Origin of the sequence: Mycobacterium sp. 852002-50816_SCH5313054-b (assembly GCF_001667185.1) — a bacterium.
In the GTDB taxonomy this organism is placed as follows: domain Bacteria; phylum Actinomycetota; class Actinomycetes; order Mycobacteriales; family Mycobacteriaceae; genus Mycobacterium.
The window spans coordinates 1-24,480 of sequence record NZ_LZIC01000050.1 but is presented as its reverse complement, the minus strand read 5'-3'; the positions used below and the strand labels follow the sequence as shown (position 1 = coordinate 24,480).

At 70.5% G+C, this 24,480-nt stretch carries 28 protein-coding genes; 5 read left to right on the top strand and 23 right to left on the bottom strand.

The window, feature by feature from the left end:
- Nucleotides 1-15 precede the first annotated feature (15 nt).
- From A5787_RS10295 to A5787_RS10260, 8 genes are all read right to left on the bottom strand, one after another.
- Nucleotides 16-906, bottom strand: a complete 891-nt coding sequence (locus A5787_RS10295; RefSeq protein WP_066965523.1) for a tyrosine recombinase XerC — start codon at nucleotides 904-906, stop codon at nucleotides 16-18.
- Between the two features lie 32 nt (nucleotides 907-938).
- Nucleotides 939-2,102: a lactate 2-monooxygenase gene (locus tag A5787_RS10290; protein WP_066965521.1), complete on the bottom strand. Its 1,164-nt coding sequence runs from the start codon at nucleotides 2,100-2,102 to the stop codon at nucleotides 939-941.
- Nucleotides 2,103-2,105: 3 nt separating this feature from the next.
- Nucleotides 2,106-2,954, bottom strand: a complete 849-nt coding sequence (locus tag A5787_RS10285; RefSeq protein ID WP_066965518.1) for a siderophore-interacting protein — start codon at nucleotides 2,952-2,954, stop codon at nucleotides 2,106-2,108.
- Between the two features lie 32 nt (nucleotides 2,955-2,986).
- Complete coding sequence (dprA, locus tag A5787_RS10280; protein WP_066965516.1) at nucleotides 2,987-4,150, bottom strand: DNA-processing protein DprA; 1,164 nt, start codon at nucleotides 4,148-4,150, stop codon at nucleotides 2,987-2,989.
- On the bottom strand, nucleotides 4,147-5,658 hold the full coding sequence (locus tag A5787_RS10275; protein ID WP_066965514.1) for a YifB family Mg chelatase-like AAA ATPase: 1,512 nt from the start codon (nucleotides 5,656-5,658) through the stop codon (nucleotides 4,147-4,149). Before A5787_RS10275 ends, dprA begins: the two co-directional genes overlap by 4 nt.
- A complete protein-coding gene (locus tag A5787_RS10270) occupies nucleotides 5,658-6,035 on the bottom strand; it encodes a YraN family protein (protein ID WP_066965511.1) in 378 nt (125 codons plus the stop codon). The genes A5787_RS10275 and A5787_RS10270 overlap by 1 nt, the downstream gene beginning before the upstream one ends.
- A gap of 103 nt (nucleotides 6,036-6,138) precedes the next feature.
- The gene (fdhD, locus tag A5787_RS10265) at nucleotides 6,139-6,960 is read right to left on the bottom strand and encodes a formate dehydrogenase accessory sulfurtransferase FdhD (protein WP_066965509.1); all 822 of its coding nucleotides are present in this window, start codon (nucleotides 6,958-6,960) and stop codon (nucleotides 6,139-6,141) included.
- A 21-nt stretch (nucleotides 6,961-6,981) separates the two neighbouring features.
- Nucleotides 6,982-7,962: an NAD-dependent epimerase/dehydratase family protein gene (locus tag A5787_RS10260; RefSeq protein ID WP_066965507.1), complete on the bottom strand. Its 981-nt coding sequence runs from the start codon at nucleotides 7,960-7,962 to the stop codon at nucleotides 6,982-6,984.
- 202 nt (nucleotides 7,963-8,164) lie between these two features.
- Here A5787_RS10260 and A5787_RS10255 point away from each other — a divergent pair, with 202 nt between their 5' ends.
- Nucleotides 8,165-8,935, top strand: coding sequence for a GAF and ANTAR domain-containing protein (locus A5787_RS10255; RefSeq protein WP_066965505.1), 771 nt, complete (start codon nucleotides 8,165-8,167; stop codon nucleotides 8,933-8,935).
- Between the two features lie 9 nt (nucleotides 8,936-8,944).
- Here A5787_RS10255 and A5787_RS10250 read toward each other — a convergent pair whose 3' ends face one another.
- From A5787_RS10250 to rplS, 4 genes are read right to left on the bottom strand one after another with little or no spacing between them, the layout of a single operon-like run.
- Nucleotides 8,945-9,250 carry a DUF2469 domain-containing protein gene (locus A5787_RS10250; RefSeq protein ID WP_007171389.1) on the bottom strand — a complete coding sequence of 102 codons (306 nt, stop codon included), beginning with the start codon at nucleotides 9,248-9,250 and terminating at the stop codon, nucleotides 8,945-8,947.
- A gap of 58 nt (nucleotides 9,251-9,308) precedes the next feature.
- Nucleotides 9,309-10,037: a ribonuclease HII gene (locus A5787_RS10245; RefSeq protein WP_066965502.1), complete on the bottom strand. Its 729-nt coding sequence runs from the start codon at nucleotides 10,035-10,037 to the stop codon at nucleotides 9,309-9,311.
- Nucleotides 10,038-10,039: 2 nt separating this feature from the next.
- A complete protein-coding gene (gene lepB, locus A5787_RS10240; RefSeq protein WP_066965500.1) occupies nucleotides 10,040-10,903 on the bottom strand; it encodes a signal peptidase I in 864 nt (287 codons plus the stop codon).
- 48 nt (nucleotides 10,904-10,951) lie between these two features.
- Nucleotides 10,952-11,293 (bottom strand): 50S ribosomal protein L19, encoded by a 342-nt coding sequence (gene rplS / locus A5787_RS10235; RefSeq protein ID WP_012393605.1) that lies wholly within the window; start codon nucleotides 11,291-11,293, stop codon nucleotides 10,952-10,954.
- A 305-nt stretch (nucleotides 11,294-11,598) separates the two neighbouring features.
- Here rplS and A5787_RS10230 point away from each other — a divergent pair, with 305 nt between their 5' ends.
- Complete coding sequence (locus A5787_RS10230) at nucleotides 11,599-12,555, top strand: hypothetical protein (protein WP_066965498.1); 957 nt, start codon at nucleotides 11,599-11,601, stop codon at nucleotides 12,553-12,555.
- A gap of 26 nt (nucleotides 12,556-12,581) precedes the next feature.
- On the opposite strand, the gene trmD is transcribed toward A5787_RS10230, so the two are convergent.
- The 5 genes from trmD to A5787_RS10205 form a co-directional block, all read right to left on the bottom strand.
- Nucleotides 12,582-13,271, bottom strand: coding sequence for a tRNA (guanosine(37)-N1)-methyltransferase TrmD (gene trmD / locus A5787_RS10225; protein WP_066965495.1), 690 nt, complete (start codon nucleotides 13,269-13,271; stop codon nucleotides 12,582-12,584).
- Nucleotides 13,268-13,789 carry a ribosome maturation factor RimM gene (rimM, locus tag A5787_RS10220; protein ID WP_066965493.1) on the bottom strand — a complete coding sequence of 174 codons (522 nt, stop codon included), beginning with the start codon at nucleotides 13,787-13,789 and terminating at the stop codon, nucleotides 13,268-13,270. The genes trmD and rimM overlap by 4 nt, the downstream gene beginning before the upstream one ends.
- Nucleotides 13,790-13,813: 24 nt before the next feature.
- Nucleotides 13,814-14,056, bottom strand: a complete 243-nt coding sequence (locus A5787_RS10215) for an RNA-binding protein (protein ID WP_029114920.1) — start codon at nucleotides 14,054-14,056, stop codon at nucleotides 13,814-13,816.
- 5 nt (nucleotides 14,057-14,061) lie between these two features.
- On the bottom strand, nucleotides 14,062-14,598 hold the full coding sequence (rpsP, locus tag A5787_RS10210; protein ID WP_066965488.1) for a 30S ribosomal protein S16: 537 nt from the start codon (nucleotides 14,596-14,598) through the stop codon (nucleotides 14,062-14,064).
- Between the two features lie 160 nt (nucleotides 14,599-14,758).
- Complete coding sequence (locus tag A5787_RS10205) at nucleotides 14,759-15,178, bottom strand: nuclear transport factor 2 family protein (RefSeq protein ID WP_066965484.1); 420 nt, start codon at nucleotides 15,176-15,178, stop codon at nucleotides 14,759-14,761.
- A gap of 185 nt (nucleotides 15,179-15,363) precedes the next feature.
- On the opposite strand from A5787_RS10205, the gene A5787_RS10200 reads away from it, so the two are divergent.
- A complete protein-coding gene (locus tag A5787_RS10200) occupies nucleotides 15,364-15,606 on the top strand; it encodes a hypothetical protein (RefSeq protein WP_156763874.1) in 243 nt (80 codons plus the stop codon).
- Between the two features lie 46 nt (nucleotides 15,607-15,652).
- The gene (locus tag A5787_RS10195; RefSeq protein ID WP_066965479.1) at nucleotides 15,653-16,534 is read left to right on the top strand and encodes a D-alanyl-D-alanine carboxypeptidase family protein; all 882 of its coding nucleotides are present in this window, start codon (nucleotides 15,653-15,655) and stop codon (nucleotides 16,532-16,534) included.
- A 7-nt stretch (nucleotides 16,535-16,541) separates the two neighbouring features.
- On the opposite strand, the gene A5787_RS10190 is transcribed toward A5787_RS10195, so the two are convergent.
- The 6 genes from A5787_RS10190 to A5787_RS10165 form a co-directional block, all read right to left on the bottom strand.
- Nucleotides 16,542-17,144: a TetR/AcrR family transcriptional regulator gene (locus tag A5787_RS10190; RefSeq protein ID WP_066965476.1), complete on the bottom strand. Its 603-nt coding sequence runs from the start codon at nucleotides 17,142-17,144 to the stop codon at nucleotides 16,542-16,544.
- Nucleotide 17,145: 1 nt separating this feature from the next.
- Nucleotides 17,146-18,939 (bottom strand): amidohydrolase family protein, encoded by a 1,794-nt coding sequence (locus A5787_RS10185; RefSeq protein WP_066965708.1) that lies wholly within the window; start codon nucleotides 18,937-18,939, stop codon nucleotides 17,146-17,148.
- Nucleotides 18,940-19,037: 98 nt separating this feature from the next.
- Nucleotides 19,038-20,165 carry a serine/threonine-protein kinase gene (locus A5787_RS10180; RefSeq protein ID WP_066965473.1) on the bottom strand — a complete coding sequence of 376 codons (1,128 nt, stop codon included), beginning with the start codon at nucleotides 20,163-20,165 and terminating at the stop codon, nucleotides 19,038-19,040.
- A gap of 38 nt (nucleotides 20,166-20,203) precedes the next feature.
- Nucleotides 20,204-21,280 carry an amidohydrolase family protein gene (locus A5787_RS10175; RefSeq protein ID WP_156763878.1) on the bottom strand — a complete coding sequence of 359 codons (1,077 nt, stop codon included), beginning with the start codon at nucleotides 21,278-21,280 and terminating at the stop codon, nucleotides 20,204-20,206.
- 13 nt (nucleotides 21,281-21,293) lie between these two features.
- On the bottom strand, nucleotides 21,294-22,871 hold the full coding sequence (ffh, locus tag A5787_RS10170; RefSeq protein ID WP_066965468.1) for a signal recognition particle protein: 1,578 nt from the start codon (nucleotides 22,869-22,871) through the stop codon (nucleotides 21,294-21,296).
- Nucleotides 22,872-23,061: 190 nt separating this feature from the next.
- A complete protein-coding gene (locus A5787_RS10165; protein WP_066965466.1) occupies nucleotides 23,062-23,691 on the bottom strand; it encodes a TetR/AcrR family transcriptional regulator in 630 nt (209 codons plus the stop codon).
- A 294-nt stretch (nucleotides 23,692-23,985) separates the two neighbouring features.
- On the opposite strand from A5787_RS10165, the gene A5787_RS10160 reads away from it, so the two are divergent.
- Nucleotides 23,986-24,480, top strand: a 495-nt coding sequence (locus tag A5787_RS10160) for a PE family protein (protein ID WP_231993921.1), incomplete at its 3' end; no start/stop codon positions are given.

The window sequence follows — 24,480 nt, the reverse complement described above, 5'->3', positions numbered from 1 at the left end:
AGGTCGCCCCGGCCGTCACGCCCGCGGATGCGCCTGGTCGTGCACCGCCCGCAGCCGCGACACCGCGACATGGGTGTAGAGCTGGGTGGTCGCCAAACTGGAATGGCCGAGCAGCTCCTGGACGACGCGCAGGTCGGCGCCGCCTTCCAGCAGGTGCGTGGCCGCGCTGTGCCGCAGCCCGTGCGGCCCCATGTCGGGCGCGCCGTCCACCGCGGCGACGGTCTGGTGCACGACGGTGCGGGCCTGACGCACGTCGAGCCGCCGGCCGCGCGCGCCGAGCAGCAGCGCCGGCCCGGAGTCCGCGGTCACCAGGGCGGGGCGGCCGTCGGTCAGCCACGCGGTCAGGGCCTCGGCGGCCGGCATCCCGAACGGCACGGTGCGCTGCTTGTTGCCCTTGCCGAGCACCCGGACCAGCCGATGGTGGGCGTCCACGTCGTCGAGGTCCAGGCCGCACAGCTCGCTGACCCGGATTCCGCTGGCGTACAACAGCTCGACGATCAGGCGGTCTCGCAACGCGAGCGGATCGCCTTGCTGGGCACCGGATTTCGCGGCGGCCATTGCGTCGAGCGCCTGATCCTGGCGTAGCACCGACGGCAGGGTGCGGTGCGCCTTGGGCACCTGCAGCCGGACGGCCGGATCCGCCGCGAGCAGGCCGCGCCGCGCCGCCCACGCGGTGAACGCCTTGATCGCCGAGGTGCGACGGGCCAACGTGGTGCGGGCCGCGCCGGCACCGGCGGCCGCGGCAAGCCACGCCCGCAGCACCGGCAGGCTCAGCGCCTCCAGGCCCCGGCCGTCGAGGAACGCGAACAGCGAGCGCAGGTCACCGAGGTACGCGCGGCGGGTGTGCGCCGAGCGGCCGCATTGCAGGTCCAGGTACTGGTCGAACTCGTCGAGGATCGCCTCCACGCCTTTACGTTCGCAGGCGCCGGGGCTTGGGCTCAGGTGACGCGCCGGAGCGTGTCCGGGGTGAGATCTTTGCGGGTGGGATAACCGTCGACGGCCATGATCAGGTCGGCCTCGGCGAGGATCGCCCGCAGCACGTGCACGATGCCGTCGACGCCGCCGAGGGCCAGGCCGTAGGCGTACGGGCGGCCGATGCCGACCGCCGTCGCGCCCAGCGCGAGCGCCTTGACGACGTCGGCGCCGCTGCGGATGCCGGAGTCGAAGAGCACCGGCAGCCCGTCGGCGGCCGCCACCACCCCCGGCAGGCAGTCGATCGCGGGCAGGCCGCCGTTGGCTTGCCGCCCGCCGTGGTTGGAGCAGTAGATGCCGTCGACGCCGCCGTCGATGGCGCGCCGCGCGTCGTCGGGGTGGCAGATCCCCTTCACCAGCAGCGGCAGGTCGGTCAGCGAGCGCAGCCAGGGCAGGTCGTCCCAGGTCAGGGGGTTTCCGAAGACCTGGACCCAGCGCAGCGTGGCGCCCTGCGGGTCCTCCTCAGGCGGCCGCGGCAGGCCGGCGCGGAAGACGGGGTCGCTGGTGTAGTTGGCCAGGCAATGCCCGCGCAGTTGCGGGAAGTTCGACGTGCCCAGGTCGCGGGGGCGCCACCCGGTGACCCAGGTGTCGAGGGTGACCACGATGCCCTTGAAGCCCGCGGCCTCGGCGCGCTGGACCAGGCTGGCGGCCAGGTCGCGGTCGGTCGGTGTGTACAGCTGGAAGAAGCCGGGGGTGTCGCCCAGGGCGGCGCCGACGTCCTCCATCGGGTCGACCGTCAACGTCGAGGCCACCATCGGGACGCCGGTGCGCGCGGCCGCGCGCGCGGTGGCCAGGTCGCCGTGGCCGTCCTGGGCGCACAGGCCGATGACGCCGATGGGCGCCATGAAGACCGGCGATGGCAGGGTCATGCCGAACAGCTCGACGGACAGGTCGCGTTGGGCGGCGCCGACGAACATGCGCGGGATCAGGCCCCACCCGTCGAAGGCCGTGCAGTTGGCCCGCTGCGTGCGCTCGTCGCCGGCCCCGCCCGCGACGTAGGACCAGACCGAGGGTGGCAGCGCCGTGGCGGCCTTGGCCTCCAACTCCGCGAAGGCCATCGGCAGCGGCGGCACCACTCCGGCCAGGCCCTGCAGGTAGATCTCGTTCTGGTAGTCGCCGAAGTGGGCCATGGGTTAAGCGCCCGCCTCCGCCTCGGCCAGTTCCCTCTTCCACTGCCGGAACGTCTCCTCGGTGCGGCCACGCCGCCAGTAACCCGAGATCGACGACGCCCATTTCGCGTCCACGCCACGCTCTTTGCGGATGTAGGGCCGCAGGTTGTGCATGACGGCCTGGGCCTCGCCGTGGATGAACACGTGCACCTGCCCGGGCAGCCACGGGGCGGTGGTGACCGCCTCGATGAGCGGCGCGAAATCCCCGGCGCGGTCCTCGGGCACCAGGTCGGCGCGGCCGCCGCGGTAGACCCAGCTCACCTCGACGTTCTCCGGCGCGGTCAGCGGGATCTCGTCTTCGGGCCCGGCGACCTCGAGGAAGGCCTTGCCGACGGCGTTGGGGGGCAACGCTTCCAGCGCGGCGCCGATGGCCGGGAGCGCCGATTCGTCGCCTGCCAGCAGGTGCCAGTCGGCGGCCGGGTCGGGGGTGTAGGCGCCGCCGGGGCCCATCAGGTAGATCGGCTGACCGGGCCGGGCCGACGCCGCCCACGCGCCCGCGATCCCGTGCTCGCCGTGCACCACGATGTCCAAGGTCAGCTCGCGGGCAGCGACGTCGACGCCGCGGACCGTCATGGTCCGCACCGAAGGCCTCTTCTCCGGCGACAGGTCGGCGAAGCTGTCCAGGGTCAACGGCTGCGGCAGCCCGGCCACGTCGACGTCCTCGGCGACGAATGCCAGCTTGACGTAGGAGTCGGTGAACTTGCTGGGCGTGAACGTGTCGAAATGACGGCTGCCGAGCACCACCCGAACCATATGCCGGGTGAGTTGCTCGGTGCGGACAACTTCGAAGCTTTGCAGAGGTCGACCCGCCACTTGTCCTCCTGTCCAGACCCGACCCCCGTCGACTATACGAGCCGCGCCGCTGAGCTCCCGGCCGCGGAGTGGCGGCCGGCGGCCCGGACGATCCGCCACCGCCCGTCCTGGCGCTGCGCCAACCCGGCCAGCTCGAGGATCGCCAGCGGCCCGAGCACCTGCTGCGGGGGCAGCGCCGACGCGACGGCGACCTCGTCGACGGTGGCGGCGCCGCGGCCGGGCAAGGCCTCAAACACCCGGCGCTCGGTGTCGCCCAGCCCGTCGAGTGCGGTGGTGGGGCGCGATTGTTCGGGTGCCAGCTCACCGATGCGGCCCACCAGCTCGACGACGTCGTCGGCGCGGGTGACCAGCTGCGCGCCATTGCGCAGCAGCGCGTGACAGCCCGCCGAGGCCGAGGAGGTCACCGGCCCGGGCACCGCGGCCACCACCCGGCCCAGCGCCCGTGCCCAGGCGGCGGTGTTCGCGGCGCCGCTGCGCAGGCCCGCCTCCACCACCACCGCCGCCCCCGCGACCGCGGCGACCAGGCGGTTGCGGGTGAGAAACCGGTGCCGGGCCGGGCGGACCCCCGGCGGGTATTCGCTGAACAACAGCCCGGTTCGGCCGACGCGATGCAGCAGCCCGGAATGTCCTGCGGGATAAGGGATGTCGAGACCGCCCGCCAAGACGGCCACGGTGCTTCCCTCGCAATCCAGCGCGGCGCGGTGCGCCGCGCCGTCGATGCCGTAGGCGCCGCCGGAGACCACCGTGACGTCGCGCTCGACCAGCCCGGCGGCCAGGTCGGCGGCCACCTGCTCGCCGTAGGCGGTCGCGGCGCGGGTCCCGACCACCGCGGCCGCGCGGTGGGCCACCTCGTCGAGGCGCTCGGGGCCCATCGCCCACAACACCATCGGCGGCCCGCCGCGCGACCTGACCTCGGCGTTTCCGAAGGCCGCGAACGCGAGCAGCGGCCACTCGTCGCAGTCGGGTGTGATCAATCGCCCGGCGCGGTCGCCGAGAAGCTCGAGATCCGCCGCGGCCCGGTCTATTTCGCGCCTGGCCTCGGTGTGCCGCGCCAGCTCGGCATCGACCGACCCGCGCCGGACCCGGTCGGCAGCCTCCACCGGGCCCACGCGTCGTACCAGCGCGGCGAGCGGCTGGCAGGGCGGTTCGGCCACCCGGGACAGGTAGGCCCACGCCAGCGACACCGGATCGTTCATCGCCGCGCCCCCGGCTGCCGGAAGCTGAGCGCGGTGGAGACCTCGTCAAGCCCCGGCGAGACCCGGCCGGCCAGGTCCGCCAGGCTCCACGCGACCCGCAACGTGCGGTCCAGGCCGCGGATGCTGAGCAGCCCGTGGTCCAGCGCCCTTTTCAGCGGCTCCATCGCGGCGTTGCTGGGGCGAAACTTGCGCCGCAGCAACGTCCCGCTGACCTCGGCGTTGGTGCGGAAACCGTGTGGTTTCCAGCGTTCGGCGGCCGCGTCGCGGGCCGCCGCCACCCGCCGGCGCACCTGCGCCGTCGATTCCCCCGCGGTGACCGCGAACGCCCCGGCACGCACCGGATGCATCTCCACCCGCAGGTCGACCCGATCCATCAGGGGCCCGGACAGCTTGCCCAGGTAGCGGCGTTTGGCCGCGGCCGCGCACAGGCAGTCCTGCGGGTCCGCCGGCGCGCACGGGCACGGGTTGGCGGCCAGCACCAGCTGGAAGCGGGCGGGGTAACAAGCCACGCCGTCGCGTCGGGCGAGGCGAATCTCCCCGTCCTCCAACGGGGTTCGCAGGGCTTCCAGCGCGCTGACGCTGATCTCGGCGCATTCGTCGAGGAACAGCACCCCGCGGTGCGCCCGGCTGACGGCGCCCGGGCGCGCCATCCCCGATCCCCCGCCGACGAGCGCCGCGACGCTGGAGCTGTGGTGCGGCGCCACGAACGGCGCCCTGGTGATCAGCGGCGTGTCCGCCGTCAGCAACCCGGCCACCGAGTGGATCGCGGTCACCTCGAGGGACTCACCGTCCGACAGCGGCGGCAACAATCCCGGAAGGCGTTGCGCCAGCATCGTTTTGCCCACCCCGGGCGGCCCGGTCAGCATGAGGTGATGCGCCCCGGCGGCCGCGACCTCCACCGCGAACCGCGCCTGCGCCTGTCCGATCACGTCGGCCAGATCCGCCGCCGGCTCCGGGTCCGTGGGCCCCGCGCCGATCCTGGGCTCCAGCCCGCCGGAGCCACTAAGCCAACCCTGCAAGTGCCGCAGCGTGCGCACGCCCCAGACGTCGATCCCGTCGATCAGGCTGGCCTCGGCCAGGTTGTCCACCGGGACGACGACGGCCGGCCAGCCGTCGCGCTTGGCGGCCAGCACCGCCGGCAGGACCCCGCGCACCGGGCGCACCCGGCCGTCCAGCGAGAGCTCACCCAGCAGCACCGTCTTCTCCAGCCGCTCCCACGGGCGCTTGCGCTGCGCCGACAGCACCGCGGCGGCCAAGGCGATGTCGTAAACCGACCCCATCTTCGGCAGCGTCGCCGGCGACAGCGCGAGCGTGAGCCGGGCCTGGGGCCAGTCGTTGCCGCAGTTGGTGACCGCCGCCCGGACCCGGTCGCGCGACTCCTGCAGGGCCGCATCGGCGAGGCCCACCAGGTGCACCCCGGGAAGGCCGGACGAGATGTCGGCCTCGATTTCCACTGTCGCGCCGTCCAATCCGCGCACCCCGACCGAGAACGCCCGCCCGAGCGCCATCAGCCGACTCCCTGCAAGTGGGTGATCTCCGGGATCCGGCGGCGCCCGACCCGCACGCCGATCACGTCGATGCGCAGCGCCGCCCACCGCCTGTCCTGGCCGGCCAGCCACAGCCCGGCCAGCCGGCGCAACCGCCAGACCTTCCGCGGTGTCACCGCGTGCGCCAGCCCGCCGTAGCCGTCGCCGGTGCGGGTCTTCACCTCGACGAAGACCACGGTGCGGGTGGCCTCGTCGGCGGCGATCACGTCCAGCTCGCCGTAGCGGCAGCGCCAGTTGCGGCCCAGGATCCGCAACCCCATCCGGGTCAGGTGATCCACGGCGAGCGCCTCGCCCATCGCGCCCAGCTGGACACGAGTCATCGTCTTATGGGTCGTCATGGGGGCCACGGTGCCCGTTGACCGCGACAGGGCGGACCGCCACTGCCGCCCGCGCCCGCCGCAAACACCGGGTTATCCCCAGTCGGGCGCCCATCCACAGCGACTACGTGACGCGGTCCGCCCTGGTGTAGACGTTCATCGAGTCCTTGCGCAGGAAGGCCACCAGCGTCAGCCCGGCGTCCTCGGCCAGCGACACCGCCAGCGACGACGGCGCCGACACCGCCGCCAGCACGGGAATCCCTGCCATCACGGCCTTTTGCGTCAACTCGAACGACGCCCGCCCGCTGACCAGGAGAATGCAGGCCTGCAGCGGTACCCGCTCATGCTCCAGTGCCCAGCCGATCACCTTGTCGACCGCGTTGTGCCTGCCAATGTCCTCGCGCGCCACCAGCGCGGTGCCGTCGACGCCGAACAGGGCCGCGGCGTGCAGCCCCCCGGTGCTGTCGAAAACCTTTTGCGCGGAGCGAAGTTGGTCGGGCATGGCCTTCAGCGTGGCCGCGGCGACGGTCGCCGGATCCGCGCCGGGCGAGAAGCGGCTCGTCAGCCGCACCGCCTCCAGCGACGCCTTGCCGCACACCCCGCACGACGAGGTGGTGTAGAAGTTGCGGGTGACGTCCAGCTCGGGCGGTTCGACCCCGGGAGCCAGGGTCACGTCCACGACGTTGTAGGTGTTGGTTCCGTCCTCGCCGCGGCCGCCGCAGTAGCGGATGGTCAGCACGTCGTCGCGGCCCGCGATGACCCCCTCGGTAAGCAGAAACCCTTGCGCCAGTTCGAAATCCGAGCCGGGGGTGCGCATCGTCACCGTGACCGGGGCGCCGTTGACGCGGATCTCCAACGGCTCCTCGACGGCCAGGGTTTCCGGTCGGGTGACGGCCCGATCGGCGGTGAGATGCTGCGCGCGTCGACGCGCCGTCACATGGCTCACCGGCGCCGGAACCTCATGCGATCAAACTACATGGGCCAGCGCCGCCAGCGTCTCCTGCGCCGAGTGGACCGGCCGCCAGCCCAGCTGGGTCCTCGCCTTGGTGGTGTCCATCACCACCGATGTCCGAGCGACGTGCAGCCATTCCAGCATGGACGGGACGAACGGGACCCGCGAAATCGCCGCGGACGCCGCCGAGGCGGCCACGGCGGGCACCCGTACCGGCCGGCCGCCCAGCGCCTTGACCACCTCGGAAACCGTCACCAGGCCGTCGCCGGCGATGTTGTATGCCCCGGGCGGCGCCGGGGCCGTCGCCGCCAACGCGATCGCTTCGGCGACGTCGTCGTGGTGGACCAACTGCAGCGGGAAACCCGGATCGGGCACCACCGGCTTGAGCATCGGCGCCACCTTGGAAATGGCGCGCACCGGGCCGGGCAGCTGATTCCACGGCATCGCGTCGGCCAGCGCGGTCGCCTTGGGCCCGGCGACGATGCACGGCCGCAGGACGAACACCTCGAGCGACGAGCCTTTGGTGATGTCGGCCAGCAGCGCCTCACACGCCGCCTTCTGCGCCGAGTAGTAGTGCTCGGCGGATCCCCGGGTGGGCACGTCCTCGGTCAGCGGGACCGGATTGTCGGAGTGGTAGCCGTAGGCCGCCACCGACGACGTGTACACCAGGCGCCGCGGGCGCTCGGCGGCGACCGTCGCCTCGAATACGTTTCGGGTGCCCTGCAGGTTGATGCGCGAGCTCTCCTCGCGGGAGCCCATGATGATGAACGCCAGGTGGACCACCACGTCGGCCTGCGCCACCAGGGCGTCGACGGCCTCGCGGTCGAGGATGTCGCCCCGCTGGTAGACGGTCTTTTGCCAGCCGCACGAAACCGGGTCGAACGGCCGTCGCGCCATCCCGATGATGGTGTCCACCGCGGGCTCACGCTCGAGCGCCGTCACCGCCGAGATGCCGATCTCCCCGGTCGGTCCGGTCACCGCAACGGTCAGCCCCATTTGGGATGACCTTCCCTCCCGCACGGCTTCGAAACCACGAGTGACCAAACTCGCAAGTCGATACTCTCGACAGGGAAGCGTGAGCAGCCACGCCGCCCATTTGCCCGGCAACCGGCCATACAGCGTGTGGGACCCGTGTTGGCTACCGATAATCTACGGCGATTGCGGGTCAACACCGGCACCGCAGGAACGGGGACACGACGTGGCAGACGACGCACATGCCGTCGCGGACGGTCCGACACCGGGCGGGGACAAGGCCGACCCGGCGACCGTCTTCGCCGCCCTCGCCGAGATCATCTATCAGGGCTCGGACGCCGCCCAGATGTACGCCGCCATCTGCATCGCCGCGACCCTGACCGTCCGCGGCTGTGACCACGCCAGCCTGATGCTGCGGGAGGGCGACCGCTACGTCACGGTCGGCGCGAGCGACCGCCTCGCACACCAGGTCGACGAGCTGGAGCGGCGCGCCGGAGACGGTCCCTGCATCGACGCCATCGAGGAGGAGACGCCCCAGATCGACACCGACCTGACCACGCCGTCGCTGTGGCCCAAGCTGGCCGCCGTCCTGGTCGCGGAAACCCCGGTGCGCGGGGCCATGGGCTTTCGGCTGTTGGTTGAGAAGCGCAAGGGGGCCGCGCTGAACCTGTTCAGCGACACGCCCAACATGTTCGACGCCGAGTCGGCCGGCCGGGCGGCGGTGCTGGCGGCGTTCGCCAGCGTGGCCATCAACGCGGTCGTCAAGGGCGAGGACGCCTCGAGCCTGCGGCGGGGGCTGCTGAGCAACCGCGAGATCGGCAAGGCGGTCGGCATGCTGATGCTGCTGCACAACATGACCGAGGATCAGGCGTTCGACCTGCTGCGGCGCCACTCCCAGGCGCTGAACATCAAGCTGGCGGACGTGGCGCGCGCCGTCATCGAAGGCCGCGGTCAGCTGCCGTCCGACGGCGAGACGACGCTCCCGCCGAACACCTAGACGCTCGCGCTACTCGGGCAGCCGCAGTTCGGGCTTTTCGACCTCTTCGATGTTGACGTCCTTGAAGGTGACCACCCGCACCTGCTTGACGAAACGGGCCGGCCGGTACATATCCCACACCCAGGCGTCGGACAGTCGCAGCTCGAAGTACACCTCGCCGTCGGCGTTGCGCGGCACCATCTCCACGCTGTTAGCCAGATAGAAGCGCCGCTCGGTTTCCACGACGTAGCTGAACTGACCGACGATGTCCTTGTATTCGCGGTAGAGCGAGAGCTCCATCTCGGTTTCGTACTTTTCGAGATCTTCTGCGCTCATCTGCCACTCATCTGCTCAGACGCCTCCGTCGCCACGTGGGAACCTGTCCCATCTTTCCTCACCGGTACCCGTCCCGGTCGGCGGGAGGGTCGGGTTTGCACTCCGCCACCACCCGGGCGCCCGATCCGTCTGGCCCTAGAGCCACGCGCCGGACGTTGATGAACGAATAGCGGTGCTCGGCGCAGGGCCCCAGCCGGGTCAGCGCCGTCGAGTGCGCCGGGGTGCTGTAGCCCTTGTGGTCGGCGAAGCCGTAGCCCGGGTGGTCGGCGTCCATGGCGACCATCAGCCGGTCGCGGCTGACCTTCGCCAGCACGCTCGCCGCGGCGATGCAGGCGGCCGCGGCGTCCCCCCCGATCACCGGCAGCGACGGCATCGGCAGCCCGGGCACGCGGAAGCCGTCGCTGAGCACATACCCCGGACGGACGGACAGGCCGGCCACCGCGCGCCGCATGCCCTCGATGTTGGCCACGTGTACCCCGCGGCGGTCGACCTCGGTCGAAGGGATGAACACCACGTGGTAGGCCAACGCGTAGCGGCGGATCAGGGGGAACAGTCGCTCCCGCAGCTTTTCGGTAAGCTTCTTCGAATCGTCAAGGGCGGCAAGGCTTTCCAATCTGCCCGGACCGAGCACGCAGGCCGCCACCACCAGCGGGCCCGCGCAGGCGCCGCGGCCCACCTCGTCCACCCCGGCCACCGGCCCCAGGCCGCTGCGATACAGCGCCGACTCCAGGGTGCGCATCCCGGACGACTTGCGGATCACCGTCCGCGGCGGCCACGTGGTGGTCACGGCTATTGACCCTGTTGGGGATTCACCGATCCGACCCCGCCCCAGCGCGACGGCGGCCACACGATGAACCTCGCCTTGCCGATGACGTTGGACACCGGCACCGTTCCCGAATTCGGGTCACCGGTGCACAGGATGCCTTTGAGAGCTTCGGCCGGGACGCTGGTGCAGTGGGCCCGGGAGTCCGCCGAGTGCGTCCGGTTGTCGCCCATCACCCACAGCCGTCCCTGCGGGACGGCGACGGGCCCGAACTCGCTGCCCAGGCACGGGTACTTCGCCGGGTCGGCCATCATGGTGTTCGGATCCAGGTACGGCTCCTTGAGCGGCTTACCGTCGACCGTCAGCCCGGTGTCGGCCCGGCACTGCACGGTCTGTCCCCCGACCGCGATGACGCGCTTCACCAGGTCGTTTTCGTCGGGCGGCACGAAACCGATGACCGACAGACCGTCCTGCACCCAGCGCAGCGCGGTGTTGTTCGAACGGATCGATTTGTATCCGGCGTTCCACGCCGGCGGCCCCTTGAAGACGATGACGTCACCGGGGCGCGGAGCGCCGAAAAACCGGTAAGTGACCTTGTCCACCATGATCCGGTCCCCGACGCACCCGGTGCAGCCATGCAGGGTGGGCTCCATCGATTCCGACGGAATCAGGTACGGGCGGGCGATGAACGTCAGCATGAAGTAGTAGAGCGCGATCGCGATCACCGCGAGGATCGCGAGTTCGCGCAGCGTGGACTTCTTCTTGGGCTCCGGCTCGGCCGCGTCGAGCGACGGGGACGCGTCGGACGCGTCGGGGTCGCGGGTGGAGACCTTCGGCTCCGGCTGGCCGGCGTCGGACTGGGGCGCAGATGGGTCCGGGTTGTCGGTCACGGGATCAGCGTAGCCAGCATTGATTGTGGCCTGGTGAACCGCGTCCGGTCAGCGCTTTTCCTTGATCTTGGCCTTCTTGCCGCGGAGTTCACGCAGGTAGTACAGCTTCGCGCGGCGCACGTCGCCACGGGTTACCACCTCGATGTGGTCGATGTTCGGCGAGTGCACCGGGAAGGTCCGCTCGACGCCGACGCCATAGCTCTCCTTGCGCACGGTGAACGTCTCGCGGATGCCTCCGCCCTGTCGGCGGATCACCACGCCCTTGAACACCTGGATACGCTCCTTGGCGCCCTCGATGACCTTGACGTGCACGTTGATGGTGTCGCCCGGGCTGAAGGCCGGGATGTCGTCGCGCAGCGACGCCTGGTCGACGAAGTCCAGCCTGTTCATCGTAGAAAGACACATCCTTGCGGTCGCGGCCTACGACGCGTGCCACACGCCGGGCGTGGGGCGGTCACAAGCCGATGGGTTTCGGGCTTTTATGCGTATCTCGCAGCGGCCGGCAAGCGGCCCGGCCCGCTGACGGGTTCGAGACAACTGAGCAATTGTGCCAGATGGCCCGCGTGCATTGAAAATCACATGTAAACGTCGCGGTTCATACGCAGCCGAAGACGCTGGTGAGTGGTTACATATGACTCGGGTCCAAACGCGCCAATCGGCCCGTTTGCGCCCGAGGCAACCAAGGAGATCCACACATGCGCCCCCGCCCGCTCACCGTGCTCGCCGCCGTGGCGGCGGTGACGCTGGTGCTGGCGGGGTGCGACGAGGCTCTGGTGGACCGCCAAAGCCAACCGAAGGTGTCGGAAAGCCCGGAGACCAGCGCGCCCGTGCGTCAGCCGCTCAAGCAGCCCGAGATGGTTCAGCTGCTGCTGGACGCCGTGCCGATGCACGGGCCACCGCAGGCGCTGGCCGGAACCGTGTTCGGCGGTCTGCCGGCGCGGATTCAGCAGGCCATCGACGATTCCGCCGTCGCCGGGGCCACGCTGTCGGTGGCCGTGCTCGATCGCAAGACGCATGAGCTGGTCTCCAACGGCAACAGCCAGGTCATCGGCACCGCCTCGGTGGCCAAGCTGTTCATCGCCGACGACCTGCTGCTGGCCGAGTCCCAGGGCAGGACCACCCTGTCCCCGGAGGACCGGCAGGCCCTGGACGTCATGTTGCAGTCGTCCGACGACGGCGCGGCAGAGAAGTTCTGGGGTCAGGGCGGCGGCGACGCGATCATCAGCCAGGTCGCGACCCGCTACGGCCTGTCATCCACCACCCCGCCCAGCGACGGGCGCTGGTGGAACACGATGAGCTCGCTGACCGACCTGGTCCGCTACTACGACATGCTGCTGGACGGGTCGGGCGGGCTGCCCGCCGAGCGCGGCATGATCATCGTCAACGACCTGGCCCAGTCCACCCCCACCGGGATCGACGGCTACCCGCAGCGGTTCGGCATTCCGGAGGGCCTGTTCGCCGAACCGGTCGCCGTCAAGCAGGGCTGGATGTGCTGCATCGGCAGCGACTGGGTGCACCTGTCGACGGGCGTGATCGGCGCGGACCACCGCTACGTCATGGTGGTCCAGTCGCTGCAGTCCTCCGACGACGCCACCGCGCGGCAGACCATCACCCAGGCCGTCAAGACGATCTTCCCCAGCGGTCGGATCTGAGCCTCGCCGGTTACGGCGCAGGGCTGCTACTCGTCCAACAGATCGGGGCGGCGTTCCCGCGTGCGCTGCAGCGAGACCTCGCGGCGCCAGGCGGCGATGCGCGCGTGATCACCGGACAACAGGACCTCGGGGACGTCGAGGCCACGCCAGCTCGGCGGCCGGGTGTAGCTGGGGCCCTCCAGCAGCCGGTCCAGCGCCGGCGAGTGCGAATCCTCCTGCAGCGACGCGGGATTGCCCAGCACGCCGCCCACCAGCCGTAGCACGGCTTCGATCATCACCACGGCCGCGGACTCCCCGCCCGGCAACACGTAGTCACCGATCGACACCTCTTCGACCCGGATCCGTCGGGCGGCGTCCTCGATGACCCGCTGGTCGATGCCCTCGTACCGCCCGCAGGCGAACACCAGGTGCCGCTCGGCGCTCCAGCGCTGCGCGGTCGCCTGCGTGAACAGCGCGCCGGCGGGGGTGGGCACGACCAGAAGCGTGTCGCCGGAACACGTTTCGTCCAGCGCCTCGCCCCACACCGGCGCCTTCATCACCATCCCCGGGCCGCCGCCGTAGGGCGCGTCGTCCACCGAGTGGTGCACGTCGTAGGTCCAGCGCCGCAGGTCGTGCACCTGCAGATCCACCAGGCCCGACGCAATCGCCTTGCCGGGCAACGATTGTCGCAGGGGCTCGAGATAGGCCGGGAAGATGGTGACGACGTCGATCCTCATGCCAGGTCCAGCAGACCCTCGGGCGGATCGATCTCGACAGTGCCGTCGTCCAGCGACACCGACGTGACGATCGCGCCGACGAACGGAACCAGCACCTCCCCGCCGTCGCCGCGCCGCACCGCCAGCAGCTCACCGCCGGCGGTGTGCAGCACCTCGGTGACGACGCCGACGTCCCGCCCCGTCGTGGTGCGGACGCTCAGGCCCTCGAGTTGGTGGTCGTAGTAGGTATCCGGCTCGTCGATCGGCGGCAGCTCCGCGGAGTCCACCAGGAACAAGCTGCCTCGTAACGCGTCGGCGGCGTCGCGGTCGTCCACCCCGGCCAACCGAACCAGCAGCCGCGCGCCGTGCTCGCGCACCTGATCGACGACGAAGCTGGCTTCGTCGCCGCTCCGAGAGTTCTTGGCGCGCAACGTGTTACCCGGGGCGAAGCGGGCGGCGGGATCGTCGGTGCGGACCTCCACGACAAGCTCGCCGCCGATGCCGTGCGCCTTGACCACGCGCCCGACCGTCAACTCCAAGGGAGTTCCATCCGCAGCGCCCCGCTACTGGTCGGTGTCCACCACGTCGACGCGGATACCGCGGCCACCGATCCCGGCGACCAGTGTGCGCAACGCGGTCGCGGTGCGTCCGCCCCGACCGATCACCTTGCCGAGGTCGTCGGGGTGGACGTGCACCTCGACGGTGCGCCCACGCCGATTGGTCACCATGTCCACCCGGACATCGTCCGGATTGTCGACGATCCCGCGGACCAGGTGCTCGACTGCGTCAACGACGACCGTGCTCACCTGGGTCAGCTTTCCGCGGCGGGTGCGGCGGGCTCGGGCTGCTCGCCGGCCTCGGCAGGCGCGTCGGCGGCCGGCTCGGCGGCGGCGGCGGCCGGCTCGGCAGCGGCGGCGGCGGCCGCGGGCGCCTCTTCGGCGGCCTTGGCGGCCTTCTTGGCCGGTGCCTTCTTCTTCGGCTTGGCGGCCTCGGTGGTGGGACCGCCGTCGGCCTCGGCCAGCGCGGCGTTGAACAGCTCCAGCTTGGAGGGCTTGGCCGGCTTGGTCTTCAGGCTGCCCTCGGCGCCGGGCAGCCCCTTGAACTTCTGCCAGTCACCGGTGATCTTCAGCAGCTTGAGGACGGGCTCTGTCGGCTGGGCGCCCACCGACAGCCAGTACTGGGCGCGCTCGGAGTTGATCTCGATGAGGCTCGGCTCTTCCTTCGGGTGGTACCGGCCGATGACCTCGATCGAGCGGCCGTCGCGGCGGGTGCGCGCGTCGGCGACGGCGATGCGGTACTGGGGATTGCGGATTTTGCCAAGCCGGGTGAGCTTGATCTTCACAGCCATGGTTAAGCGATATCTCCTGTGGTGTCACGCTGCAATTCAGCGATTCGGGCGGGATACCCGGATCCGGTTTTGCCTCGCGTGTGTGACCACCGGCCGGTCGTAACCGCGCGGCGGACAGCCGCCCATTGTGCCAGAACGCGGCCCCCGGACTGAAATTCCGTCACATCACCTTCTGGAAGACCTTCGCTTCGACTCGCCGGGTCATCCGCCAGCCCTCCGCGGTGCGCAGGAACTCGTCGTCGTACCAGAGCCCGCAGAACAGCACCTGGCCCTTGTCGCCGCCGAGCACCATCGGGTTGAAGCAGATCACCCGCGATGAGGCCTTATCCCCGTCGACGTTCACCGAGAAGTTGCCGAGCATGTGTGCGTACACCGGGAAGTTCGGCAGCACCTCCGACAGCCACTTCTTGACCTCCGGATAGTGGCCCTCGATGCCCCCGAGGGCGGTGTAGTCGATGTACGCGTCTTCGGTGAACACCCTGTCCAGGTCGTCGAATCGGCGGTTGTCGATGGCGGTGGAGTAGTCGACCAGCAGCTGCTGGATCTCGAGGCGGTCGGAAATTTCTTCCAGGCTCAACATGCATCGATTCAACACCGCAGCTGATCGGAGGTTGGGATCGGTAGCCACGCGGGCGGTGTGCACTTGCCGCACGACCGCCAGCAACGAAGGAGCCCCACATGAACCCAGCGCGGCAATTTTCCCGTCTTCGCAGGACACCAGCGGCGAGCACGGGGAATAATCCCCGGTTTATGAAAGCGGCATTCGTGGGATTAGCAACGACGCTGTTGATGTTCGGGGGTGCGGGGCCGGCCGCGCCTTCGGCCGAGGCCGCCCCCTGCCCGGCCGGGAAATCCTGCCAGCACTGGTGCCCCGGCGATGTCCTTCCGGCGGGCCGGCCGGTCCCGTGGGACGGCAACGTCTGCCACGACTACTTCTGGGACTACTACGGCGTGCACGACATCGGCGACGGAGCGAACTACTCCTGGCGCGACATGCCCTGGCACTGAGGCCGAAATAGCCGGGGCCCAAGCCCGGAAGTTAAACTTTGCGGCCATGCGAAAGCTTGTGGCAGTGGTCGCCGCCCTGCTGGTGGCCCTCGCTTCCGGTGCGACCGTCGGAGTGACGCCCGCCAGGGCCGACCAGGCGCAGCCCATCGGCTCGGTGCCCATCCCGGAGGGCCCGGCCCAGACCTGGATCGTCGCCGACCTCGACGGCGGTCAGGTGCTGGCCGGCCGCGACCAGAACGTGCCGCACCCACCCGCGAGCACCATCAAGGTGCTGTTGGCGCTGGTGGCGCTGGACCAGGTGAGCCTGGACTCGACCGTCGTCGCCGACGTCGCCGACACCGAGGTCGAGTGCAACTGCGTCGGCATCAAGCCCGGCCGCACCTACACCGCGCGCCAGTTGCTGGACGCGCTGCTCCTGGTGTCGGGCAACGACGCCGCCAACACGCTCGCCCACCTGCTGGGCGGGACCGACGCGACGGTCGCCAAGATGAACGCCAAGGCCGCGTCGCTGGGTGCGACGAGCACCCACGCGGCGACCCCGTCGGGCCTGGACGGCCCGGGTGGCTCCGGGACCTCGACGGCGCACGACCTGGCCGTCATCTTCCGGGCCGCCATGGCCAACCCGGTGTTCGCCCAGATCACCGCCGAACCGTCGGCGATGTTCCCCGGCGATCACGGCAACGAACCCATCACCAACCAGGACGAGCTGTTGGCGCGCTACCCCGGCGCCATCGGCGGCAAGACCGGCTTCACCGACGCGGCCCGCAAGACCTTCGTCGGCGCCGCGGCGCGCGGTGGCCGCCGGTTGGTGATCGCGATGATGTACGGGCTGGTGAAAGCCGGCGGTCCCACGTATTGGGATCAGGCCGGCAGCCTGTTCGACTGGGGCTTCGCGCTCAACCCCGAGACCGGCATCGGATCGCTGTAATCGCCTGCTATAAGCCAACATTCGGCAGCGCCGCGGTCAGCAGCGCCGTGAGCACCGGAATCCGCTGCTCCGCGATCGCCCGCTGCGGCAGCACGCCCTCCACCACGGCGGCCCCGTCGAACACGTTCGTCATCAGCGCCACGACGACCGGGAACGTCTCCTCGGGGAAGCCCTCGGCGCCGGGCAGGGCCCGGGCGGCCTCGACGATCTTGGCGGAGTACTGGCCCAGCTCGTGTTGCAAAGTCTCCCTGAGCTTTTCGTCGGTGCGCGCGGCGACCAACAGCTCGTAGACCACCGCATTGGTGGGCCCGCCGGTGATGTCGCGGAGTATCGTCAGCGCGGCCTCGAGCGCCGGCCGGTCGGCCGGGATTTCGGCGACGCCCTTGGTGAAGGACTCCAGCTGTCGACGCAATACCTCGGATGCGGTGGCGGCCATGAAGTCGCCCATGGTCTCGTAGTGGCGGAACAGGGCGCCGACGGACACCCCGGCGCGCTTGGTGATCACGGCGGCCGATGCCCGGGCGTAGCCGACCTCGACGATCGTGTCGATGCAGGCGTCGATGAGCCGCCCGACGGTTTCCTCCCGCCGCTGCTGCTGGGTCCTGGCCATGTCAGGCGCTCACACTCAGGGCGGCGCGTTCCCCCGCCCGCAGATAGCGCCCGGACTTCACGGATTGGCCGTAGCCGTCACGGAATTGGCCCTTACCGAAGACGACGGCGCCGCCCACACCGGTCGCGACGACGGCGTCGTCGTTGCGGTTGACCATGCGTCGCAGGCCGCCGTAGAACGGCACGGTTTCCTCGTGATAGCCGTCCACCGCCTCGTTGAGCCCGGCCGGATCGATCACGACGAAGTCGGCGCGGTCGCCCTCGCGCAGCGTGCCGGCGTCGATACCGAACCACTCGGCCAGTTCGCCGGTCAGGCGATGCACCGCCCGCTCGGTGGACATGAACGGCGCGCCGGCCCGCTGCGCGTCGCGGGTGCGCTTGAGCATCTTCAGGCCGAAGTTGTAGAAGGCCATGTTGCGCAGGTGCGCGCCGGCGTCGGAGAAGCCCATGTGGATGCTCGGCTCGTTGGCGAGCTTGTCGAGCTGCTTGGGCCGGTGATTGGCCACGACGGTCGTCCACCGCACGTTGCGCTCGCCGTTTTCGACGAGCACGTCGAGGAACGCGTCGAGCGGGTGCAGCCCGCGCTCGTCGGCGATCGCGCCGAAGCTCTTGCCGATCAACGAGGCGTCGGGGCATTCGACGATGACGGCGTCGTGGAAGTCGCGGTGCCACAACGACGGTCCGAGCTTGATCCGGTCGAACTCGCGGCGGAACTTGCGGCGGTATTCCTGGTCGGCCAGCAGCTCGTTGCGTTGCAGTTGGTCGCGCAGGTGCAGGGCCGCCGTTCCGGCGCCGAACTCCTCGAAGACCGGCAGGTCGATCCCGTCGGAGTACAGCTCGAACGGGACCGGCAGGTGCTGGAATCGCACGGCCGAGCCCAGGAACTTGTTCAGCATGCGGGTGCCGAACCCGAACGTGTGGACCGCCAGCGGCATCGACTTGGCGTCCGCGGACACCAGCATGCTCATGCGAACGCCCTTGCCGCGGCCGAAGATTCGGCTGCTGGTCAGGAAGAACATCAGCGCCGACGACGGGTTCTCGACATCGGGGGCGCTCTGCAGCATCCGCCCGCGCGTGCGCAGGACCTTGATCAGCTTGCGCCGTTCCCGCCAGGTGGCGAACGTCGACGGCAGCGCGCGCGACCGGAAGCGGTCGCCGTCGAGCTTGTCGATGGCCGCGTCCATGCCGGACATGCCGAGCATCCCGGCGTCGAGCGCCTCCTCCAACAGCGCCGCCATCCGGTCCATCTCGGCATCGGTGGGCCGGACGGTGGCGTCGGTGGCGCGGTCGAGACCCAGCACCGCGGTGCGCAGGTCCGAATGACCAAGCAGGGAGCCGACATTCGGCCCGAGCGGCAGGGCGTCGATCGCCTCGACGTACTCCGCGGCCGTCGACCACGTCTTGTTGGAATCCAAAGCGCCGTGCACGAATTCCCGCGGCACGGCCTCGACGCGGCTGAACAGGTCGGCCGCGTCCTCGGAATCGGCGTAGACCGTCGACAGCGAGCAGTTGCCCAGCAGCACGGTGGTGACGCCGTGGCGCACCGACTCCCGCAGCCCCGGGTCCAGCAGCACCTCGGCGTCGTAGTGGGTGTGCACGTCGATGAAGCCCGGCGCGACCCACTTGCCGGCCGCGTCGATCACCTCGGGGCAACCTGTCTCGTCCAGCGGCGCGGCCGACACCGTGGCGACCACGCCGTCGCGGATGCCGAGCGTGCGGGTTTGCGGCGCGCTGCCGGTGCCGTCGAACCACAGCCCGTCGCGAATGATCACGTCGTAGGTCACGGTTTCCTCCAGGGTTGTCGAGTTGCCAGGAACCGTAACATAGATAGCAAGCACTCGCAATCTTTTCCGCAGAGTCGGCGAGTCCCGGCAAAAGCGCTGATCAAGCGGGGTTAGCGAGGGGGCCCGGGCGCCGGCGAAGCGGGGCCGACGGGGGCGGGTGCGGCCGGCGCGCTCGTCGTCGGGCGCCCGGCGGGGGCGACGGTCGCGTCGGTCTTGCGCCCGATGAGGAAGCCGAGCGCGAGCATCGCCGCGACGAGCAGCACCGCGACCGCGCCCACCGCGCGCCTGCGCGTCCAGCGCCTGCGGGGTGCGGTCTTCGCCGCCCCGCGCTCGTCGGGCGCGGTCGCCCCGGACGCCCCGGACGGGCTCTCCCGGCGGGGGGCCGGCGATCCGGCCCGCCCGCGCGCGGCCCGGCGCGCATACGCCGGGAACTCGGCCACGAGGACGGCTTCGGGACCCCGATCGCCGCCGGCAGCGCCCGCCTGCTCGTTCGCCGCCGCGGCGAACTCGCCGCAGCTCCCGAACCGGTCCTCAGCGGCGTTGGCGAGCGCCCGGGCGAACACGCCGTCGAGGCGCGCCAGTTCCGGGCGTTGTTCGCTGATCCTGGGCGGTGCGCCGTCGGGCGGCGGCGGCGCGCCGGTCAGCAGGTGAAACGCGGTCGCGGCCAATGCGTACTGGTCGGCCCGCGCGTCGAGGCCGGCGCCCAGCAGTTGCTCGGGGGCGGCGTAGCCGGCCGTGCCGGGGCGGCGGACCACCCCGAAGTCCGTCAACAGAGTCCGTTCCTCGCCCTCATCCCGACCCGTCAACAAGACGTTGGCGGGTTTGACGTCGCGATGCAGCAGCCCGCGCTGGTGCGCGTAGTCGAGGGCGCCGGCGAGGGCGGTCACGATGGCGAGCACCTCGCCCGCCGGTGCGACCGCTGGGAATCGATCGGCGATCAGCCGCGCGGCGTTGATCCCCTCGACATACTCCATCGCGACGTAGAGCTGACCGTCGAAGTCGCCGCGGTCGCGCGCCTCCACGATGTTCGGGTGATGCAGGCGCGTCGCGGCCGAGATCTCATCGGTGAACCGCCGGCGGAATTCGCCGTCGTCCGACAGCGCCGGCGAGAGGACCTTCAACGCCTGCCAGCGCGACGCCCGGGGATCTTGGGCAAGGTACACCGTGCCAGTCGGTCCGGATCCCAGCCTCCGCGCGACCAGGTAACCGGCGAAGGTCGCGCCGCTGGCCAACGCCATTCCAAGCATCCTATCCGCGATCGCGACGTCTCGCGCGCCTAGCCGTGGGGCCGAAAGGCCTTGCCCCGCAGTATCACCAGGTCGGGCCGGTTCAACACACCGGGACCCTGTCGCGGGTCCTCGGCGTAGCACAACAGGTCGGCCGGCGCCCCGTATTCCAGGCCGGGCCGGCCCAGCCAGCGGCGGGCGTCCCAGCACGCCGCGCCCAGCGCCTCGGTCGGGCTCATCCCGATGCCCTTGAGGGCCTCGACCTCGTCGGCGATCCGCCCGTGCGCGATCATGCTGCCCGCGTCGCTGCCGGCGTACACACGCACGCCCGCCTCGCGTGCCGCGGCCGTCCGCGCCGGGCAGCGGGCGTGCAGGTCCCGCATGTGCGAGGCGTAGGCGGGGAAGCGCCCCGCCGCCTCCGCGATGCCCGGAAAGTTCTCCAGGGTGTTGATCAGCGTCGGCACCAGCGCCGTCTGATGCTCGACCATCAACGCGATCGTGTCGTCGGTGAGCCCGGTGCCGTGCTCGATGCAGTCGATGCCGGCGTTGATCAGGCCGGGCAGGGCCTCCTCGCTGAAGACGTGCGCGGTGACGCGCGCGCCGTGTTCGTGCGCGGCCGCGATCGCGGCCTTGAGCACGTCGTCGGACCACAGCGGGGCCAGGTCGCCGACGCCGCGGTCGATCCAGTCGCCGACCAGCTTGATCCAGCCGTCGCCGCGCTTCGCCTCCCGGGCGACCGCCTCCGGCAGCTGGGATTCGTCGTCGAGCTCGACGGCAAAGCCCCGCGCATAGCGCTTGGGCCTGGCCAGGTGCTTCCCCGCGCGGATGATGCGCGGCAGGTCATCGCGGTCGTCGAGGCTGCGGGTGTCGGTCGGGGCGCCGCAGTCGCGCAGCAGCAGCGCACCGGCGTCGCGTTCGGCCTCGGCCTGGCCGATCGCCTCCTCGAGCGGGATCTCGCCGTCATCGCCGAGCCCGACGTGGCAGTGCGCGTCGACCAGCCCGGGCAACACCCAGCCGCCGTCGAAAACGGTGTCGGCGCCGGCGACCGGCTCGGTGCTGATGCGGCCGTCGACGATCCAGAGCTGCAGCTCGGTCTCGCCGGGCAGCGCCCGACCGCGCACGTGCATCCGCACGGCGCGGCTAGTTCTTGCCCGGGTTGCCGGGGAACTTCAGCTTGGACAGGTCGAAGTCGGCCAGCCCCGGCGGCAGCTCGTTGAGACCTTCGGGCATCTGCGACAGATCGGGGAACCCGGCCGGCATGCCCGGCATGCCCTGCATGAGCGGGTTCCTGGCCTTCGGCGGCGTCGGCCCGCGCCCGCCCTTCTTGCCCTTCTTGCCTTTTGCCCCCTTGGCCTTTCGGGTCGCCGACTTGCGGCCCAGGCCGGGGATGCCCATGCCGCCGAGCATCGACGACATCATCTTGCGGGCCTCGAAGAAGCGGTCGACCAGCTGGTTGACCTCCGACACCGTCACCCCCGAGCCGTTGGCGATGCGCAGCCGCCGCGACGCGTTGATGACCTTCGGGTCGGCGCGCTCCTGGGGCGTCATCCCGCGGATGATGGCCTGCAGCCGGTCGAGCTGCTTGTCGTCGACCTCGGCCAGGGCGTCCTTCATCTGGCCGGCGCCGGGCAGCATGCCCAGCAGGTTGCCGATCGGGCCCATCTTGCGGATGGCGAGCATCTGCTCGAGGAAGTCCTCCAGCGTGAGCTCGCCGCTGCCGATCTTGGCGGCGGCCTCCTCGGCGCGCTGCGCGTCGAAGACCTGCTCGGCCTGCTCGATCAGCGTCAGCACGTCGCCCATGCCCAGGATGCGGCCGGCCATTCGGTCGGGGTGGAAGACGTCGAAGTCCTCCAGCTTCTCGCCGCTGGACGCGAACAGGATCGGCACGCCGGTCACCTCGCGGACCGACAGCGCGGCGCCACCGCGGGCGTCGCCGTCGAGCTTGGTGAGCACCACGCCGGTGAATCCGACGCCCTCGCGGAACGCTTCGGCGGTGGTGACGGCGTCCTGGCCGATCATCGCGTCGAGGACGAACAACACCTCGTCGGGGTCGACGGCGTCGCGGATGGCCGCGGCCTGGCCCATCAGCTCGTCGTCGATGCCCAGCCGGCCGGCGGTGTCGACGATGACGACGTCGAAGTGCTTGGCCCGGGCTTCCGCCAGCCCCGCCGCCGCGACGGCGACGGGATCGCCGAGTGGCCCGGTATCCGGGCCAGCAGATGGAGCGCCGGGATGCGGCGCGAACACCGGTACGCCGGCGCGTTCGCCGACGACCTGCAGCTGGTTGACCGCGGCGGGCCGCTGCAGGTCGCAGGCCACCAGGAGCGGCGTGTGGCCCTGGCCGCGCAGCCACGCGGCCAGCTTGCCGGCCAGCGTCGTCTTACCGGAACCCTGCAGGCCGGCCAGCATCACGACCGTCGGCGGCGCTTTCGCGAACGCCAGCTGGCGGGTCTGGCCGCCCAGGATGCCGACGAGTTCCTCGTTGACGATCTTGACGACCTGTTGCGCCGGGTTGAGGGCACCCGAGACCTCGGCGCCCTTGGCGCGCTCCTTGATCCGGCCGACGAACGCCCGCACCACGGGCAGGGAAACGTCGGCTTCCAGCAGAGCCAGCCGGATCTCGCGGGTGGTCGCCTCGATATCGGCGTCGGTCAGTCGACCCTTGCCGCGCAGCCCCGAAAGGGCACCGGTCAATCGGTCGGACAGGGATTCAAACACCCCGCCAGCCTAGTGGCCTTGGCCGGCGGGCTCGCCAGTGTCCCAGTCGGGCGCGGGGTCCATTACCGCGACACTGCAACTACGCAGACGACACGCCGATGCGGGCGCGCGTAGTTTCAGTCTCGGCGACGGCATGGGACTGGCTCCCGCAGCCGAAACCCTCCCACGAAAAGGATCCCGTCGGGTGAGGTTACTGGCCGGGCCGTCGTAGTTGGCCGGACGCGATGATGACCTCTGTCGCATCTCGCCATCTCTGCAGTTGCGAGGGCGTGGTCATGGCTTCGGGCAGGTGCCGGCTCAGATGCGAGTTCAGCATGAACATGCCGAGCACCAGGGTCAGGGGGTTGAGCACCATCCAGACCGGGTCCAGGTCGGGCTGGGTAAGGCCTTGTTCTTGGATCTGAGCCCAGTAGCCGGTGCAGATCTCGACCAGGCCGTCGAAGACGCGCACCCCGATCGGGGTGCCGTCGATCAGAGCCCGGCACAGGTAGTCCACGACCTCGATGTGTTCGGCGAACAGCGAAGTCACCCGGTCTGCGGCGTCCGCGACGGGATCACCCGGCACCGAGGCCAAGGGCGCCGCCAGCGACTCGGTGAGCACCGTCATCACATACTCATCGACAGCGTGAATGAGGTTGCCCTTGGTGGTGAAGTGGTGCTGGACCAGCCCCAGCGAGACCCCTGCGGCTTTGGCGATCGTGCGCATTGAGACGGCTTCGGCGCCGTGGACGGCGAAAAGTCCCAACGCCGCATCGCGGATGCGCAGGATGCTCGACGGCTCGACCCCGCTGTTCGAAGCAATCGCCACCTCGCCGGTCATCACCTCAGAGTAGACAGGCTGCCAACAGCGCCTTCGCGACACGCCCGGAGCGGCACCATACAATCGTATCGTCGCCAGCGCACGGCTCGACCAGCGTCGATTCGAGGTGGTGCGGTGCGGACTGTGCCCGGCCGCAGCAACGCCCCATGGGGATCGCCCCCACCAAAAAAATGATTCGGACGAAACTGCCGCTTTTCCTGTGGCTGGTGACGGTACACCTGTATGGTCCGTGCTGACGATACGACTGTATCGTGCGACACGGTCGTGTCGGTCCTTTCCGGGAGGAGTCCCCGCGTGGCGTCGTTTGTGGTTGCAGCACCGGAATTGTTGGTGACGGCGGCGGCTGATGCGACCGGTATCGGGTCGTCATTGACCGCGGCGAGCGCGGCGGCATCGGCCCCCACGACAGCGGTGATCGCGGCGGCCGGTGACGAGGTCTCGGCGGCGATCGCCGCCCTGTTTTCCGATCATGCCCAGCAGTTTCAGGCGCTTAACGCCCAGGCGGCGGCGTTTCACGCGGACTTTGTGCAGGCCTTGCACAGCGCGGCGGGCTCGTATGCGGCCGCCGAGGCGGCAAATGTGTCGCCGTTGCAGACCCTCGAGCAAGACGTCCTGGGCATGATCAATGCACCCACCAACACTTTGTTGGGGCGCCCGCTGATCGGTGATGGCACCAATGGCGCGACGGGCACTGGGCAGGCCGGCGGGGCTGGCGGCATCTTGGTCGGCAACGGCGGCAACGGCGGGTCGGGGGCGCCCGGGCAGAGCGGCGGCGCCGGCGGCAACGGC

Coding starts and splice junctions, on each gene's coding strand:
- A5787_RS10290 (WP_066965521.1), bottom strand. CDS start 2,102: ATGGCCCACTTCGGCGACTACCAGAACGAGATCTACCTGCAGGGCCTG.
- dprA (WP_066965516.1), bottom strand. CDS start 4,150: ATGAACGATCCGGTGTCGCTGGCGTGGGCCTACCTGTCCCGGGTGGCC.
- A5787_RS10275 (WP_066965514.1), bottom strand. CDS start 5,658: ATGGCGCTCGGGCGGGCGTTCTCGGTCGGGGTGCGCGGATTGGACGGC.
- A5787_RS10270 (WP_066965511.1), bottom strand. CDS start 6,035: ATGACGACCCATAAGACGATGACTCGTGTCCAGCTGGGCGCGATGGGC.
- A5787_RS10260 (WP_066965507.1), bottom strand. CDS start 7,962: ATGGGGCTGACCGTTGCGGTGACCGGACCGACCGGGGAGATCGGCATC.
- A5787_RS10250 (WP_007171389.1), bottom strand. CDS start 9,250: ATGAGCGCAGAAGATCTCGAAAAGTACGAAACCGAGATGGAGCTCTCG.
- rplS (WP_012393605.1), bottom strand. CDS start 11,293: ATGAACAGGCTGGACTTCGTCGACCAGGCGTCGCTGCGCGACGACATC.
- A5787_RS10230 (WP_066965498.1), top strand. CDS start 11,599: ATGCGCCCCCGCCCGCTCACCGTGCTCGCCGCCGTGGCGGCGGTGACG.
- trmD (WP_066965495.1), bottom strand. CDS start 13,271: ATGAGGATCGACGTCGTCACCATCTTCCCGGCCTATCTCGAGCCCCTG.
- rpsP (WP_066965488.1), bottom strand. CDS start 14,598: ATGGCTGTGAAGATCAAGCTCACCCGGCTTGGCAAAATCCGCAATCCC.
- A5787_RS10205 (WP_066965484.1), bottom strand. CDS start 15,178: ATGTTGAGCCTGGAAGAAATTTCCGACCGCCTCGAGATCCAGCAGCTG.
- A5787_RS10195 (WP_066965479.1), top strand. CDS start 15,653: ATGCGAAAGCTTGTGGCAGTGGTCGCCGCCCTGCTGGTGGCCCTCGCT.
- A5787_RS10190 (WP_066965476.1), bottom strand. CDS start 17,144: ATGGCCAGGACCCAGCAGCAGCGGCGGGAGGAAACCGTCGGGCGGCTC.
- A5787_RS10180 (WP_066965473.1), bottom strand. CDS start 20,165: ATGGCGTTGGCCAGCGGCGCGACCTTCGCCGGTTACCTGGTCGCGCGG.
- A5787_RS10175 (WP_156763878.1), bottom strand. CDS start 21,280: ATGCACGTGCGCGGTCGGGCGCTGCCCGGCGAGACCGAGCTGCAGCTC.
- A5787_RS10165 (WP_066965466.1), bottom strand. CDS start 23,691: ATGACCGGCGAGGTGGCGATTGCTTCGAACAGCGGGGTCGAGCCGTCG.